Source organism: Pseudomonas caspiana, from assembly GCF_002158995.1.
GTDB classification, from domain to species: Bacteria; Pseudomonadota; Gammaproteobacteria; order Pseudomonadales; family Pseudomonadaceae; genus Aquipseudomonas; species Aquipseudomonas caspiana.
Map to the genome: position 1 here is coordinate 1 of NZ_LOHF01000006.1, position 15,913 is coordinate 15,913.

Here is a 15,913-nt window from a genome sequence, read left to right on the forward strand (position 1 = left end):
ACATCAGTGGACGGGGCGCATGTTAAGCGTGAGTGGCAAAGCTGTCAAATTTATTTTTAACAATTTCTAAAGTTTTTTGTCGGTAATACAACCACTTACCATTCAGCCCCCGGAAAACCGGGGGACTGACAGGCACAGGCATTGCCTCAGGCGATGGCGCCCAGAAGCTTTTCCCATTCCTTGTTTTCTTTCTTCGAGACGCCGCCCAGCAAATCAAGCGCCTGACGCAAGCGGAAGCGGGTCAGGTCCGGGCCGAGAATTTCCATCGCATCAGTCACCGACACGGAATTGGCTTGCCCGGTAATCGCGGCAAACATCAACGGCATGGCATCCCGCAGCTTGAGCTCCAGATGATCGACGACCGCCTGAATGCTGCCCATGATCCGGTCCTTCTCCCACTGACGCAGAGACTCCAGCTTCCACAGAATCAACTGCATGACCTGACGAACCTGATCAGCAGACAGCTTCTTGTGCTCAAACAGTTTGGCGTCCGGTGTCACGCCACCGGCAAAGAAGAAACCGGCCAGAGGCGCGACCTGACTGAAGGTCTCCACCCTGCCCTGCACGTGCGGCGCGATCTTCATCATGTATTCAGGATTCAACGCCCAGTGCTGCAGGCGCGACGCGAACTCTTCTACCGGCAGCTCGCGCAGCCACTGTCCGTTCAGCCAGGAGAGCTTCTCGATATCGAAGATCGGACCGCCCAGAGAAACCCGCGACAGATCGAAATGCTCAACCATTTCTTCCAGGGAAAACTTCTCGCGCTCGTCAGGCATCGACCAGCCCATACGACCCAGATAGTTGAGCATTGCTTCAGGCATGAAGCCCATGCGCTCGTAGAACGTGACCGAAGTCGGGTTCTTGCGCTTGGACAGCTTGCTCTTGTCCGGGTTACGCAACAGCGGCATATAGCACAGTTGCGGCTTGTCCCAGCCGAAGTATTCATAAAGCAGGATCAGCTTGGGCGCCGATGGCAGCCACTCTTCACCGCGCAGCACGTGGGTGATGCCCATCAGGTGGTCATCGACGACGTTGGCCAGGAAGTAAGTCGGCAGGCCGTCAGTCTTCATCAACACTTGCATGTCCATGCGATCCCACGGGATCTCCACTTCGCCACGCAGCATGTCCGGCACGATGCAAACGCCCTCGGTCGGCACTTTCATGCGGATCACGTGGGGCTCGCCTGCCGCCAGACGACGGGCTACTTCTTCTTTGGATAGCAACAAGGCGCGGCCGTCATAACGCGGCGTTTCGCCACGAGCGGTTTGCTCGGCACGCATCTGATCCAGTTCTTCTGCGGTGCAGAAACACGGGAAGGCATGGCCCAACTCAACCAGCTGTTGCGCGTACTTCTGGTAGATGTCGCCCCGCTCGCTTTGCCGATACGGACCATGCGGACCACCGACATCCGGGCCTTCACTCCATTCAATACCCAGCCAGCGCAGCGCGTCGAAGATCTGCTGTTCCGACTCACGGGTCGAACGCAGTTGATCGGTATCCTCGATACGCAGGATGAACTCACCGCCGTGCTGCTTGGCAAAGCAATAGTTGAAAAGCGCGATATAAGCCGTGCCAACGTGAGGGTCGCCGGTAGGCGAAGGCGCGATGCGGGTACGAACGGTGGTCATGAAAAATCCCGAAATAGGTCAAACAAGCCGTGAATCTTAACAGGCGCCGAGGATCATGTGGGAGCAGAGCTTGGTCTGGGCGGCTCCCACATGATCCCCGTTTCAACAGGTCGAATCGTTAAACGGTCAACAACCGCTCGCGCAGCTTGCCGATTTCGTCGCGCATCTGTGCCGCGGCTTCGAACTCCAGGTCGCGGGCCAACTGGTACATTTTCTCTTCCAGTTGCCGAATACGCTTGGTGATCTCGCTCGGTGAGCGCAGTTCGTTTTCGTACTTGGCGCTTTCTTCCGCAGCCTTGGCCATGCCTTTGCGCTTCTTGCTGCGCGAACCTGGCACCGTGGCGCCTTCCATGATGTCGGCGACATCCTTGAACACGCCTTTTGGGGTAATGCCATTGGCCAGGTTGAACGCGATCTGTTTGTCACGGCGCCGCTCGGTCTCGCCGATGGCGCGTTCCATGGAGCCGGTGATGCGATCCGCATAGAGGATCGCCCGCCCATTAAGATTACGGGCCGCACGACCAATGGTCTGGATCAGCGAACGCTCGGAGCGCAGGAAGCCTTCTTTATCTGCATCGAGAATTGCCACCAGCGACACTTCGGGCATGTCCAGCCCCTCGCGCAGCAGGTTGATCCCCACCAGCACATCGAAAGTCCCCAACCGCAGATCGCGAATAATCTCTACCCGCTCGACCGTATCGATGTCCGAATGCAGATACCGAACCCGCACACCATGGTCAGCCAGGTAGTCGGTCAGGTCTTCGGACATGCGCTTGGTCAACGTCGTGACTAGCACCCGCTCCTCCAGCGCCACCCGCTTGGTGATCTCCGAGAGAAGATCATCCACCTGAGTCAGCGCCGGACGAATCTCGATTTGCGGATCTACCAGCCCGGTTGGCCGCACAACCTGCTCGACGATACGACCAGCGTGTTCTGCCTCGTAATTGCCCGGAGTCGCCGAGACAAAAATCGTCTGCGGACTGACTGCTTCCCACTCGTCGAAACGCATCGGCCGGTTATCCAGCGCCGATGGTAGACGGAAGCCGTATTCGACCAAAGTTTCTTTACGCGAGCGGTCACCTTTGTACATGGCGCCGACCTGCGGCACGCTGACGTGAGACTCGTCGATGATCAGCAGCGCATCAGGCGGCAGATAGTCGTACAGGGTTGGCGGAGGCGCACCGGAAGGACGTCCCGACAGATAGCGCGAGTAGTTTTCGATACCGTTGCAGTAACCCAGCTCGAGAATCATTTCCAGATCGAAACGGGTCCGCTGCTCGAGACGCTGAGCTTCAACCAGTTTGTTGTTGGTACGCAGATACTCAAGACGCTCCTGTAACTCGACCTTGATGCCTTCCATCGCCTCCACCAGAGTTTCCCGTGGCGTGACGTAGTGGCTCTTGGGGTAGAAGGTAAAACGCGGCAGCTTGCGGATCACCTCGCCGGTCAGCGGATCGAATGACGAAATGCTTTCCACCTCATCGTCGAACAGCTCGATGCGAATCGCTTCCAGATCCGACTCCGCAGGATAGATGTCAATTACATCGCCGCGCACCCGAAACGTCGCCCGGGCGAAGTCCATGTCATTGCGGGTGTACTGCAAATCAGCCAGACGACGCAGCAAAGCGCGTTGATCGAGTTTGTCACCGCGATCCACGTGCAACACCATGCGCAAATACGTTTCCGGGCTGCCAAGACCATAAATGCACGACACCGTGGTGACGATAATGGCGTCCTTGCGTTCCAGCAAAGCCTTGGTAGCGGATAGACGCATCTGCTCGATGTGGTCGTTGATCGACGCATCCTTCTCGATGAAGGTATCAGACGACGGTACATAGGCTTCAGGCTGGTAATAGTCGTAATAAGAGACGAAGTATTCGACGGCGTTGTTCGGAAAGAACGCCTTGAACTCACCGTACAACTGCGCAGCCAGGGTTTTGTTCGGGGCGAGCACCAAAGTCGGGCGCTGCACCTGGGAGATCACGTTGGCAATGCTGAACGTCTTGCCCGAGCCAGTTACCCCTAGCAAGGTCTGGTGAGCCAGACCGGCGTCGATCCCTTCGACCAGTTGGCGGATGGCCTCGGGCTGATCGCCAGCAGGCTCAAAGCGGGTTACGAGCTGAAACTCGGACATAACGTACCTCTAGGTGGGCTCTCGCAACGTTGCAAGCGAAAACCGTAGAACTGCTATCGGCTAATCACAAAGGATCAGTCGTACAGAATATGAAGTGATGGGACTACAAATGGAGTCGCCATCGCAACCTTTCAACCCGCCGCCTTCAACCGATTAAATTGGCCTCAGGTACACGAAGCGTGTTGCAACACGACCATTGACTGACAATAACCTCAAAAAACCTTTAAAAAATCCGTCACGGGCTGTCGCCCCGGCCAGAGATGGCCTCTATACTGACTCCCCGTTTGTGCACCGCTCTGGCGCATTCGGGTCAGAGCGGGTTTCCCCTCACCTCTCACACAGAGCCGCCACAAAAATGAGCCTGTTCTCCGCTGTCGAAATGGCACCACGCGATCCTATCCTGGGCCTCAACGAAGCATTCAACGCCGATACCCGTACCACCAAGGTCAATCTTGGCGTGGGCGTCTATTGCAACGAAGAAGGACGCATTCCCCTTCTGCGCGCCGTTGCCGAAGCAGAGAATATTCGCGTGGCTCAACACGCTCCTCGTGGCTACCTGCCGATCGACGGCATCGCGGCGTACGACGTTGCCGTACAAAAATTGCTGCTGGGTGCTGATTCGCCGTTGATCGCCTCCGGCCGCGTTCTGACCACTCAGGCCGTGGGTGGCACCGGCGCCCTCAAAATCGGTGCTGACTTCCTCAAGCAATTGCGCCCTGATGCAGTCGTGGCAATCAGCGACCCAAGCTGGGAAAACCATCGCGCCCTGTTTGAAACCGCCGGTTTCCCGGTGCAGAACTATCGTTACTATGATGCGACCAGCCATGACGTGAACCGTTCCGGCATGCTGGAAGACCTGCAGAATCTGCCATCCGGTTCTATCGTCGTGCTGCACGCCTGCTGCCACAACCCGACTGGCGTTGATCTGACGCTGGACGACTGGAAAAAAGTGCTGGAAGTGGTCAAGAGCAAAGGCCACGTGCCTTTCCTGGACATGGCGTACCAGGGCTTCGGCACCGGCATTGACGAAGACGCAGTTGCCGTCCGTCTGTTCGCAGAATCGGGCCTGACGTTCTTCGCTTCCAGCTCGTTCTCCAAGTCGTTCTCGCTGTATGGCGAACGCGTCGGCGCGCTGTCGATCATCACTGACTCTAAAGAAGAGACCGCCCGCGTCCTGTCCCAGGTCAAGCGCGTGATCCGCACCAACTACTCCAACCCGCCTACACATGGCGCAACCATCGTTGCAGCGGTACTCAACAGCCCTGAACTGCGCGCCAAATGGGAAGAAGAGCTGGGCGAAATGCGCGTCCGCATCAAGAGCATGCGCCAGGCGATGGTCGAGCGTCTGGCCAACAACCCTGCGGGCCAGGACTTCAGCTTCGTCGGTCGCCAGAGCGGCATGTTCTCTTACTCAGGCCTGACCACTGAGCAAGTGCATCGCCTGCGTAACGAGTTCGGTATTTATGCCCTCGACACCGGCCGGATCTGCGTTGCAGCGCTGAACCAGAGCAACATTGATACCGTGTGCAAGGCGATCATCCAAGTGATCTAACGGTTGCGGCGGTGAAAAAAGGGAAGCAGACGAGAGTCTGACTTCCCTTTTTTTGGCCCAGCCGTTTATCTCGGGGCCCTGCGTTGCTCAGGAGCGCCCCTCAAAAGCAACTAGCTGATTTGGGATATTTTTCTGTCGAAGCGCACGAGCATCGCGGCCGCGATAGCGTCCTGCCTGATATACCGCTATCGCGGCCTCGCGATGCTCGTGCGCTCCTACAGGTTTTGTGTTTGCCGCTAAGTCAGGCAAAAGCATCAATGCGTCAGGGCAGACAGAAACGCGCCTGAAAACACATCCAGAAACAACTTTTAAATATGTAATGAGAATTAACACTGCGGGTATTTGATTCTCATCCGTCCTAGTAATATGCAGCAGTCGCGTCGGCAAAAGCCACGACTGCTTTTTATGGATACCGTAAGCCCGAACGATTATCGGGCTGCTCCACACCGTGAATCGAGACCGTTACTCCATGTCTAAGAAGTCCCGTTCGAAAATCTGGTTTCTTGTCCACAGCTGGCTGGCCCTGCCCATCTGGTTCTTTGTCCTGATCGTCTGTTTCACCGGGACGCTGGCAGTGGTCAGCAAAGAGATCATGTGGCTGGTTAACCCAGAGATGCGCGCCAACCCGCCGTCTGCCGATGCCCCGCGCCTGAGTTTCGAGACGGTCAAGGAGACCATCCAACGTAACGATCCACAGATCAAGGTCGGCAGGATTTCCGAGCCCGACGGTGACTATTTCGCGCTTAACGTTCGGGCAACCTATCCGGGCGGGCGCGCCGTTGTCGCTTATGCCAACCCTTACACCGGAGTTCTTCAGGGTATCGCGCCATCGTTCGACTTCCCTGCATTCACCCGGGCACTGCACGGCTGGTGGCTGGTCCCGTTTACCAACGGGTTCTCCTGGGGCTGGTACATGGTGTCGCTGTTAAGCATTCCTCTGCTGGCTTCGTTGATTACCGGCCTCGTCGTTTACAAAAAGTTCTGGAAAGGCTTCTTCAAACCCACGCTGCGCTTTAACCATGGAGCACGGATTTTCTGGGGCGACTTCCACCGACTGAGCGGAATCTGGTCGATCTGGTTCATCGCCGTCATTTCCATCACCGGGATGTGGTTCCTGATTCAGGCCATTCTGTTTGATAACCAGATCAGCATTTCCAGCCAGTCGCCCATAGCTTCAGTCATACCCCATGCCAGCGTGCCTCTGACTGCAGATGGCAGCCCGGCACCGATGATCAGCCTCGATAAGGCCGTAGAAATCACCCGAGAGAAGATTCCAGGACTGGAGCCCAGCTCCATCAGCATGCCGCTCAACGCCTACAGCAACATCAGCGTCGCGGGTCGCAGTTGGTACCCACTGATGTTCCAGACCGCAGAAATCAACCCGTACAGCGGCGAAATTGCCACTTCCCACCTGCTGTCGGATCGCTCGGCACTGGAGTTCGTCACTGAATCCATGCGCCCTCTTCACACGGGTGACTTCGGGGGGATATGGATCAAGCTGATCTGGACCTTCTTCGCCCTGATTCTGAGCATGATGGTCCTCAGCGGTTTGCTTATCTGGACCAAACGGACCGCTCAGGCAACCGTCAATGCGCTCAAACGCAGTGAAAAACTCGAACGTGCCAGCGTCAGTCAGCAAACGCTCGCGCCCGTGTCCACCAAGATTCCGGAGAGCACACTGTGAGCAAGGCCGCCGTGGCAACACAACCGTCGACCCTGAGCCGTTTCTGGCATAAATGGCGCTTTCACATCAACATCTTGCTGGTGCTGATCCCGCTGGGCTTCATGCCCAAGTACTTTACCGAAGTGGCCCTGTTCCGCGGCGACAACGGTCTGGGTCAACGTGAGATAGGCGAAGTCCCGGTCGGCCCGTGGAGCATCCGCATGGCGGAGTTTCTTGATGGACCGCCACGCCTGGAAGGCGCCTCCGGCTACACCAAAAGCTTTAATGCGGCGCTGTGTGCCGAATGTGCGGACAAGGTCAAGGCGACCTACCTGCGCATTGGCAAACCCCGCAGTCTGCGTGCCGCCGGGGTCATTTTCTTCGGCTCGCCCTATCGGATGAGCGCCTTCATGCAGATTCCTGAACGCACCGCCCCTGACGCCGACCTGTGGATCACCATGGAAGGCTGGGACGGCTCGATGCATCAGGCATCCATTCCGTTATCACAGGCATCCCCGGCCACCGTTGCCTGGCTGAAAAAACAAGGAGTCAAACCATGATCGGCAGACCTAATCTGCGCTGGCTCGGCGTCAGTGCCCGCCACCTCATTGCCGTGAGCTTGCTCGGCCTGAGCACACAAGCGCTGGCACACAACCCGATGTGCGAGTGCAAACAGATCGACAATGAACAGATCCGTTGCACCGGCGGCTTTTCCGACGGCAGTGGCGCGCCGGGCGTGACACTCGACGTAATCGGCTACGACGAAACCATTTTGGTACCTGGCAAACTGGGTGAGGACTCGACCGTCACGTTCAAGAAACCGGCTTCCGAGTTTTATGTGCTGTTCGATGCCGGCCCAGGCCATGTGGTCGAAATCGACCAAGCCGACATCGAGGCCCCATGAGTACGCCAACCCATCAAGTAGTCCGTCCGGCGGGTGCGGGTCATGAAACGCTTTATGTACTGGCGTTGTGTCTGGTGATCCTGCTGGTTGCCGGGACCGTTATCGGCTGGCACGGGGAAAGCCAGGACGTGCAAAGCGTCGCTGCCCATGAGCTGGATGCCCGGCGCGATCTGACCGCTTCAGAACAAGGTATCTACGCCGATTTGCGCGTCACGCTGGACGAGATTCGCCTGCTGGCACCCGAGCAAGCCACGCCGGTAACGCCGCAACAGCTTAGCGATGAAGGTCTCGCGCCTTTCGTAGAGGACGCCAGTTCAGTCAGCCGTGGCGGCCATGGCTGGCAGATGGTCGATAAGTCCTACGTTGGGCTGAGCCAAGACCCTGCCGTCGCCGGATCGTTTCTGTTGCGCATCGGAGCGGTCGATGACGCTCAGGCCGACATCTGGATCAATCGCAGTCCCTCGCTCAGTAATGGCATTACCGATATCAGCGACAAGGCCCTGATTGCTTCGGGCTGGAAGCAGGTCGTCGCCCAGTTCGATGCAGGTGTTACTCGCCAGCACAAACACTGATCTCCACGCACTCATTTTAAAGAAGACTGCTCGCCCATGCCTATTTCTCTGAAACGCCGACCTTTGCTGCGCGCGGTACTGGTCGGCCTGCTGGCCACCCTCCTCACTCCACTGGCCAATGCCGACGCCAAACGCTTGCGGATCGGCATCACCCTGCACCCTTATTACAGCTATGTCGCCAACATCGTCGGTGACAAGGCCGAAGTAGTTCCGTTGATTCCTGCCGGTTTCAACCCGCACGCCTATGAGCCGCGCGCCGACGACATCAAGCGTATCGGTTCGCTGGACGTCGTGGTGCTCAATGGCGTAGGTCACGATGATTTTGCTGACCGGATGATTGCCGCCAGTGAAAAACCGGATATTGCGGTGATTGAAGCCAACGCCGACGTTCCATTGCTGGCCGCCACCGGCGTGGCTGCGCGGGGCGCGGGCAAAGTGGTCAACCCTCACACCTTCTTGTCGATCAGCGCGTCCATTGCCCAGGTCAACAACATTGCCCGCGAGCTGGGCAAGCTTGATCCGGACAATGCCAAGACCTACACCGCCAACGCACGCGCCTACGGTAAACGTCTGCGCCAGATGCGTGCTGATGCACTGGCCAAGCTGACCAAGGCACCCAACGCCGATTTGCGGGTGGCTACCGTACACGCCGCTTATGACTATTTGCTGCGTGAGTTTGGTCTGGAGGTCACGGCAGTGGTGGAGCCCGCACACGGTATCGAGCCGAGCCCGAGCCAACTGAAAAAAACCATCGATCAACTGCGTGAGCTGGACGTAAAAGTGATTTTCTCGGAAATGGACTTCCCGTCCACCTACGTTGAAACCATCCAGCGCGAGTCGGGGGTCAAGCTCTACCCGCTGTCGCACATTTCCTATGGCGAGTACACCGCCGACAAGTACGAGAAGGAAATGGCTGGCAATCTGGACACCGTCGTACGCGCCATTCAGGAGTCCGGGGCATGACCGCTGCTGAAAAAATCGCGATCACTGGCAACGGTCCGGGAGTTGAGTTTGCGGATGTCAGCCTGACCCTCGGCCGTACCGCGATCCTTGATCGCGTCACGTTCAAGGTCCGCCCGGGCAGCATCCATGCACTCGTCGGCCCTAACGGCGGTGGCAAAAGCTCGCTGATCAAAACCATGCTCGGCCAGATGCCCCACCAAGGGCAACTGAGCCTGCAATGGCCGGGATCACCGGGGCTGATCGGCTATGTGCCGCAAGCACTGGAATTCGACCGCGGCCTGCCGATTACCGTCGATGACTTCATGGCTGCCATGTGTCAGCGCCGCCCGGCGTTTCTTGGCCTGTCGAAGCATTACGCGGCAGCAATCGGCGAAGCATTGGAGCGCGTCGGCATGCAGGACAAACGCAAGCGCCGCATGGGCGCGCTGTCCGGTGGCGAACGCCAGCGCGTGCTATTGGCTCAAGGCTTGATCCCGGCCCCGCAGCTACTGGTGCTGGATGAACCGATGTCGGCGCTGGATGAAGCAGGTATTCAAGTATTCGAACGCCTTCTCGGGGATTGGCGCAAGGCGGGTATCACCGTGCTTTGGATCGAGCACGATCTGGAGGCCGTGAAACGTCTGGCCGATAATGTCACAGGTTTGAATCGCCGGGTGTTGTTCGATGAGCCGGCAGCCACTGCACTGACACCGGATCGTCTGTTGACCTTGTTCTCTGCCCATCCTCGCACCGCTGACACAACCCAAGGGAGCGCTGCCTGATGGACTACGAGCAGTTTCGTCTTTTCATTCAAGGCCTAGCGTCGTCCGGCTATTTGCCTGAGGCATTGGCCTACGGTTTCGTGGTCAACGCGTTGCTGGCAGGGTTACTGATCGGTCCGGTTCTTGGCGGCCTTGGGACGCTGGTGGTGGTCAAACGCTTTGCGTTTTTCTCCGAGGCCGTGGGGCATGCCGCGCTGACCGGGGTTGCCGTCGGTATCCTGCTCGGCGAACCGTACACCAGCCCCTATGGCGCGCTGTTTGGCTATTGCCTGTTGTTCGGCATTGTCCTCAACTACCTGCGCAATCGCACTGGCCTGGCGCCAGATACGCTGATCGGTGTATTCCTCTCGGTTTCCCTGGCCTTTGGCGCGAGTCTGCTATTGATTCTGGCGGGCAAGATCAACATCCACATCCTGGAAAACGTGCTGTTCGGGTCGGTGTTGACCGTCAACGGTGGTGATCTGTTGGTGTTGGCAGTGGTTGGTTCACTGGTCATGGGCCTGAGCTTGCCGCTGTATAACCGCATCATGCTGGCCAGCTTCAACCCGCAGCTTGCGGCCGTGCGCGGCGTTGCAGTCAAAGCGCTGGATTACCTGTTCGTGATCCTGGTGACGCTGATTACCGTTGCCGCCGTCAAGGTTATCGGCGCAATTCTGGTCGGTGCACTGTTGGTGATCCCCGCCGCTGCTGCACGGCTGCTCAGCCAGTCACTGAAAGGCTTCTTCTGGATATCGGTGGCCATCGCCACTGTCAGCACCCTGTGCGGCATTCTGTTACCGATCGTTTTCGACCTGCCCGTACCGTCCGGCGCGGCGATCATTCTGGTGGCAGGCATTGCTTTCGCCCTCGCAGCCATCGCTCGCGGTACCGTACCGAGCCTCAAAGGGAATATTGGATAAATGTTGCGTAAATTGACCCTGGCACTGGCCCTATCCGGCCTGTTCATCGCCACCTCCCACGCCTCAGCCACTGCGACTGAGAATCAAAAACCGGTACGGGTGCTGGCCAGCCTGCCGATCACGTTTGGCCTCGGGCAGATCCTGCTCAAAGACAGCGGCGTGGTGCTGGAGCGCGCTGCCGCAGCCAACCTGCCTGGCTCTCGCCAGACGGCTTACTTCACCGGTCGCGGTGTCGAAGCGCTACGCAAATTGTCGGTGGACGCTGACGCGGTGATCGGCCTGCGTTCAATCTGGGCCGATGACACGCTGTATCCCAATGCGCGCCGCAGCAACATTCGTATCGTCGAAATCGACGCAGCACGACCAGTGGATGGCAGCTTGCCCGGCATTGCCGTGCAGCCGGGCCAGGGCGTGGATGGCTTGAACAGCCAACCGTGGCTGTCCAGCAACAACATGGGCCGAATGGCGGATGTCATGGCTGCCGATCTGGTGCGCCTTGCCCCTGCCGCCAAACCGCGTATCGAAACCAACCTGTCGGCGCTCAAGCAGCAACTCCTGAAACTGACTGCCGACAGCGAAGCGAGCCTGGCCAGCGCTGACAACCTCACCGTGGTCAGTCTGTCCGATCATCTGAGCTATCTGATCAGCGGGCTGAATCTGGAACTGGCGGGTACGCAAGTACTGCCCGACGATCAATGGACGCCCGAGGCTCTGAAGAAGCTGACCGACACCCTCAAGGACAATGACGTTGCTCTGGTCCTGGATCATCGCCAGCCACCAGAGCCGGTAAAGGCTGCAATCACGGCCGCTGGCAGCAAGTTATTGGTGTTGGCTGTAGATGGTGAAGATCCGCTGGCTGAATTGCAGGGCAACATCGGGCAAGTGACGCAGGCACTGGCCGGGAAAAAATAGCTGTTCGACAGGAGGCGCACTTAAAGCCTTCGTGGGAGCAGAGCTTGCTCCCACAGAAATACCCTGGCCTCACCTACACCTGCAGAACTCGATCAAGCCACCTCAAACGTTTCCAGCCGCCTCAAAGCCGGGCGTTGCGCACCGGACGATGCCACCTTCGGTGACAGACACCCCACCGCCCACGATCACACATCATCTTCAACCCAACAAAATCGGGGCTGTGTTTGCTTGGCCCGGCTTTTGCCTTATGTTGTATATACAGGATGATATAACCCACTTCAGCGACAACCCGGATAATCTCCGAGCCGGTCGGCAAAACTACAACCCAAGCAGGAAAGCGCACTATGCCAGCAGCACTTCTACTCAAGCCAGGCCAATTCAACCTCGATCAATTGCGCGCTATTTATCAGCAGCAGAGCCCTTTCGAGCTTGATCCCGCAGCCCGTGAAGTGGTCGACGCCAGCACCCGCACAGTGAATGAAATCATCGCCAACCAACGTACTGTGTACGGCATCAACACGGGTTTCGGTTTGCTGGCGCGCACCTCCATCCCCACCGAGTCGTTGGCCAAACTGCAACGTAACCTGCTGCTTTCACACTGTACTGGCACTGGCCCCTTATTGGACGATGCAAGCGTGGCGCTGATCATGGCGTTGAAAGTAGGCTCGCTCGCGCGAGGTTTTTCCGGGATCCGTTGGGAAGTCATCCAGGCATTAAGCGCGCTGTACACGGCCGGGGTTTATCCGTGCATCCCCTCGCAAGGTTCGGTGGGTGCTTCAGGGGACCTGGCACCGCTGGCGCACATGTCGGCGGTACTGATCGGCGTTGGTCGGGTGCGTCATCAGGGCCGCGAAATGGACGCGGTTGAAGGTCTCGCGCTGGCAGGGCTCGAGCCCATGGTGCTGGGGCCAAAAGAAGGTCTGGCGCTGATCAATGGCACTCAGGTGTCCACCGCTCTGGCCTTGCGCGGTCTGTTTGCCGCCGAGAAGCTGTTCACCGCAGCGGTTGTCGCAGGCAGCCTGAGCGTGGAAGCCTTGAAAGGCTCTGACGTGCCGTTTGACCCACGTATTCAAGCGGTACGCGGTCAACCGGGGCAAATTGATGTGGCGGTGTTGTACCGCGAGCTGTTGGACACCAGCGAGATACGCAAGTCGCACGTCGATTGCGGTCGCGTACAAGACCCGTACTCCTTGCGCTGCCAGCCACAAGTCATGGGCGCATGCCTGGATCACATGCGTTTCGCCGCTGGCGTTTTCCTGCGCGAAGCCAACGCGGTATCAGATAACCCACTGGTATTCAGCGCGGATGGCGACGTATTGTCGGGCGGTAATTTCCATGCCGAGCCGGTCGCCATGGCATCCGATGTATTGGCGCTGGCGATTTCTGAAATCGGCGCACTCTCGGAGCGCCGTATCGCCCAACTGGTAGACCCGGCGTTGTCCGGCCTGCCAGCGTTTCTGGTCAAGGAAGGCGGTCTGAACTCGGGTTTCATGATTGCTCAGGTCACCGCCGCAGCATTGGCTTCGGAGAACAAGACGCTCGCCCACCCCGCCTCAGTCGACAGTTTGCCAACCTCTGCCAATCAGGAGGACCACGTGTCCATGGCAACGTTTGCCGCACGCCGTCTGCTGGACATGGCAGGTAACAGCAGCGCCGTCGTAGCCATCGAACTGCTCGGTGCTGCGCAAGGCGTAGACCTCCACGCTCCGCTGCAAACGTCGGAAAAGCTCAGTGAAGTACTGGCCATGATCCGTAGTGAAGTCCCTCACTACGACGAAGACCGCTATTTCGCCCCGGATATCGCAGTTGCGCGGGCTTGGGTAGAAGGTGGAGCATTCGCTCGCTGGCTACCGTTCGAACGTCTTTACGGCTGATCCCTGACCGCTGGCGACCGGGCAGCCGTTTAGCACGGCGCTCCGGCGCAACGGCGGATAGGATGCCGGTCGTCACATGGATCGAACGACCGGCAAGCACCGTCCTCAGATTTTTGTAAGCCATCGCAGCTGAACAATAATCAGAGGTGAACAATGAGCGATCAAACACAAAATCCAATCGACCGTAACGACCCGGCGATCGAACCCGACACTGCCCCCGACGCGCCAGCCCAGAAGCAACAAACTCAAGAAAGCGGCGCTCAATCCCAAGGTAAGCCACAGGGTCAGCCTGATACCCAGCTCGAGCAGAATCAGGATTCGGGCGGCAACACCTTTACACCTGATTACGAGCCTGAAGAAAAACCCGAGAAAGTGCCCAACAATCTGCATCCAACGCAAGGTCGGGATGCAGATATTGATACCGACGGGGGCTAGTCGCTCCAATCAACTTTCATTAGTTTTTTTTGCTATTTGTGCTCTCGCGGCTTTAGCCGCGAGGGCATTATTTCTGGCAAGAGACATCTGGACGAATCTGCCGCTCGCCCGCCGGTGAAAGCTGGTTCCACCAGAATCCCGCATACGCCCGCCCACAACGCCTCTCCCGCCGAAACATCCGCACACACTCGGTAAAACTTCTCACGTTGTACGACGTCTGACGTTGTGTTCGACTTGCACCGTCTCACTAAAAATAACAATGGAGATCCTCCTTATGGCGAGCACCAGCTCCGTCGATAAAAAAGCTACTGCTGCGCGTGAATCGGTCTTTGCCAAAGTCACCAAGCTCCTTGGCCCTGGCATCATCGCGGTTCTGTCATGGCTGGGTGCCGGTGACCTGATTACTTCTTCAGTGGCAGGTGCCAACTACGGCTACGCCATGATGTGGGTACTGGCAGTCTCGCTGTTGCTCAGATTCCTCATCGTTAACATCATTGCCCGCTTCCAGCTCTGCAATAACAAGGGCATGAGCATTCTCGAAGGCTACGCCCAGCTCCATCCAATCTTTGCCTGGTTCATGCTCGGCTACGCCTTGCTCATGGGCCATTTGATCAACGCCTATATGATCAAAGGCGCAGGTGAAGCACTCGCTATGCTGCTGCATATCAATCAGCCGCTGCTGTGCTCGTTCGCGGTAGTGATCGCGGTCTGGTTGCTGGTGGGACGCAACATCTACACCATGATCGAAGGTGTGATGAAGGGCCTGCTGGCGCTTATGACGCTGGCATTTCTGGCTCTGGCAGTCATGTCCAAACCGGATATGGTGGGCATCCTCAAAGGCACCATCGGCTTCAGCATTCCACCCGATGAAGGTGTACATGGCGCGCTGCTGGTGGCGGTTTCGGTGATCGGCGCGGTGGCAGGCTCCATTGCCAACTTCGTACACCCGTATGTGATGCGTGAAAAAGGCTGGATCGGTCCTCAGCACAAGCGCATGCAGCGTAACGACCTGCTGTTCGCAGTATTCGTCGGCATCATCATCAATCTTGCGATCTGGGTAGTGGGTGCGGAAATTCTGCGTCCTAACGGCATCCAGGTGACCAACTTGCAGGACTTGGGCAAAGCCCTTGAAATGTTCTTCGGCTCGGCAGGCTGGTACATCTTCTTCGTGGGTGTGTTCGCAACGCTGTTCGCCAGTATTGCGGGTAAAACCACTGCCTTCCCGATGCTGATCACTGATGCCTTGCAGCACATCCTCCCGAAACGTCGCGAGAAATACGGGAAGGAGTTCCACAAGGACCCAATGCACAAGTGGTTCATGTTGTTCATTCTGGTCACTCCACTGGTGTGGTCGCTGCCTGGCATGCCGGACTTCGTGACCCTGACCATTGGCGTGAACGCACTGAACATCATCGGTCTGCCGATTATCTCGCTGGGCCTGCTGATCATGTCCAACCAGAAAAAGCTGCTCGACAAGGAATACCGCAACAATCTGTTCGAGAACATTGCTCTGGTATTCGCGACAGGTCTGGCCTTGTGGGTGGCGTTCCAGCTGGGTGCTGATTTGCTGAGCTAATGCACGAACTTGCTCTTTTAAACTGACGCCATTTCTGTAG

General features: G+C 57.7%; 14 protein-coding genes. 12 read left to right on the forward strand and 2 right to left on the reverse strand.

Annotated elements, in window-relative coordinates:
- Positions 1 to 146 precede the first annotated feature (146 nt).
- The gene (gene gltX / locus AUC60_RS09310) at positions 147 to 1,628 is read right to left on the reverse strand and encodes a glutamate--tRNA ligase (RefSeq protein WP_087266052.1); all 1,482 of its coding nucleotides are present in this window, start codon (positions 1,626 to 1,628) and stop codon (positions 147 to 149) included.
- Between the two features lie 118 nt (positions 1,629 to 1,746).
- Entirely contained in the window at positions 1,747 to 3,762 is a 2,016-nt protein-coding gene (gene uvrB / locus AUC60_RS09315; protein ID WP_087266054.1) for an excinuclease ABC subunit UvrB, read from the reverse strand.
- Positions 3,763 to 4,117: 355 nt separating this feature from the next.
- Between uvrB and AUC60_RS09320 the strand changes: the two genes are divergently transcribed.
- The 12 genes from AUC60_RS09320 (at position 4,118) to AUC60_RS09375 (ending at position 15,873) form a co-directional block, all read left to right on the forward strand.
- Positions 4,118 to 5,314 (forward strand): amino acid aminotransferase, encoded by a 1,197-nt coding sequence (locus AUC60_RS09320; RefSeq protein ID WP_087266056.1) that lies wholly within the window; start codon positions 4,118 to 4,120, stop codon positions 5,312 to 5,314.
- Positions 5,315 to 5,783: 469 nt separating this feature from the next.
- Positions 5,784 to 6,998 carry a PepSY-associated TM helix domain-containing protein gene (locus AUC60_RS09325; RefSeq protein WP_087266058.1) on the forward strand — a complete coding sequence of 405 codons (1,215 nt, stop codon included), beginning with the start codon at positions 5,784 to 5,786 and terminating at the stop codon, positions 6,996 to 6,998.
- Entirely contained in the window at positions 6,995 to 7,537 is a 543-nt protein-coding gene (locus AUC60_RS09330; RefSeq protein ID WP_087266059.1) for a thiamine pyrophosphate-binding protein, read from the forward strand. The genes AUC60_RS09325 and AUC60_RS09330 overlap by 4 nt, the downstream gene beginning before the upstream one ends.
- Positions 7,534 to 7,881: a hypothetical protein gene (locus AUC60_RS09335; protein ID WP_087266061.1), complete on the forward strand. Its 348-nt coding sequence runs from the start codon at positions 7,534 to 7,536 to the stop codon at positions 7,879 to 7,881. Before AUC60_RS09330 ends, AUC60_RS09335 begins: the two co-directional genes overlap by 4 nt.
- A complete protein-coding gene (locus AUC60_RS09340; protein ID WP_087266063.1) occupies positions 7,878 to 8,453 on the forward strand; it encodes a DUF6162 family protein in 576 nt (191 codons plus the stop codon). The genes AUC60_RS09335 and AUC60_RS09340 overlap by 4 nt, the downstream gene beginning before the upstream one ends.
- A gap of 36 nt (positions 8,454 to 8,489) precedes the next feature.
- Positions 8,490 to 9,416, forward strand: a complete 927-nt coding sequence (locus AUC60_RS09345; RefSeq protein ID WP_087266065.1) for a metal ABC transporter substrate-binding protein — start codon at positions 8,490 to 8,492, stop codon at positions 9,414 to 9,416.
- Entirely contained in the window at positions 9,413 to 10,177 is a 765-nt protein-coding gene (locus AUC60_RS09350) for a metal ABC transporter ATP-binding protein (protein WP_087266067.1), read from the forward strand. Before AUC60_RS09345 ends, AUC60_RS09350 begins: the two co-directional genes overlap by 4 nt.
- Positions 10,177 to 11,076, forward strand: coding sequence for a metal ABC transporter permease (locus AUC60_RS09355; RefSeq protein ID WP_087266069.1), 900 nt, complete (start codon positions 10,177 to 10,179; stop codon positions 11,074 to 11,076). The genes AUC60_RS09350 and AUC60_RS09355 overlap by 1 nt, the downstream gene beginning before the upstream one ends.
- Complete coding sequence (locus tag AUC60_RS09360; RefSeq protein WP_087266071.1) at positions 11,077 to 11,988, forward strand: metal ABC transporter substrate-binding protein; 912 nt, start codon at positions 11,077 to 11,079, stop codon at positions 11,986 to 11,988.
- Positions 11,989 to 12,332: 344 nt separating this feature from the next.
- Positions 12,333 to 13,862, forward strand: a complete 1,530-nt coding sequence (gene hutH / locus AUC60_RS09365) for a histidine ammonia-lyase (RefSeq protein ID WP_087266073.1) — start codon at positions 12,333 to 12,335, stop codon at positions 13,860 to 13,862.
- A 153-nt stretch (positions 13,863 to 14,015) separates the two neighbouring features.
- On the forward strand, positions 14,016 to 14,297 hold the full coding sequence (locus tag AUC60_RS09370; protein WP_087266075.1) for a hypothetical protein: 282 nt from the start codon (positions 14,016 to 14,018) through the stop codon (positions 14,295 to 14,297).
- A gap of 274 nt (positions 14,298 to 14,571) precedes the next feature.
- Positions 14,572 to 15,873 carry an Nramp family divalent metal transporter gene (locus AUC60_RS09375; protein ID WP_087266077.1) on the forward strand — a complete coding sequence of 434 codons (1,302 nt, stop codon included), beginning with the start codon at positions 14,572 to 14,574 and terminating at the stop codon, positions 15,871 to 15,873.
- The last annotated feature ends 40 nt before the right edge of the window (positions 15,874 to 15,913 follow it).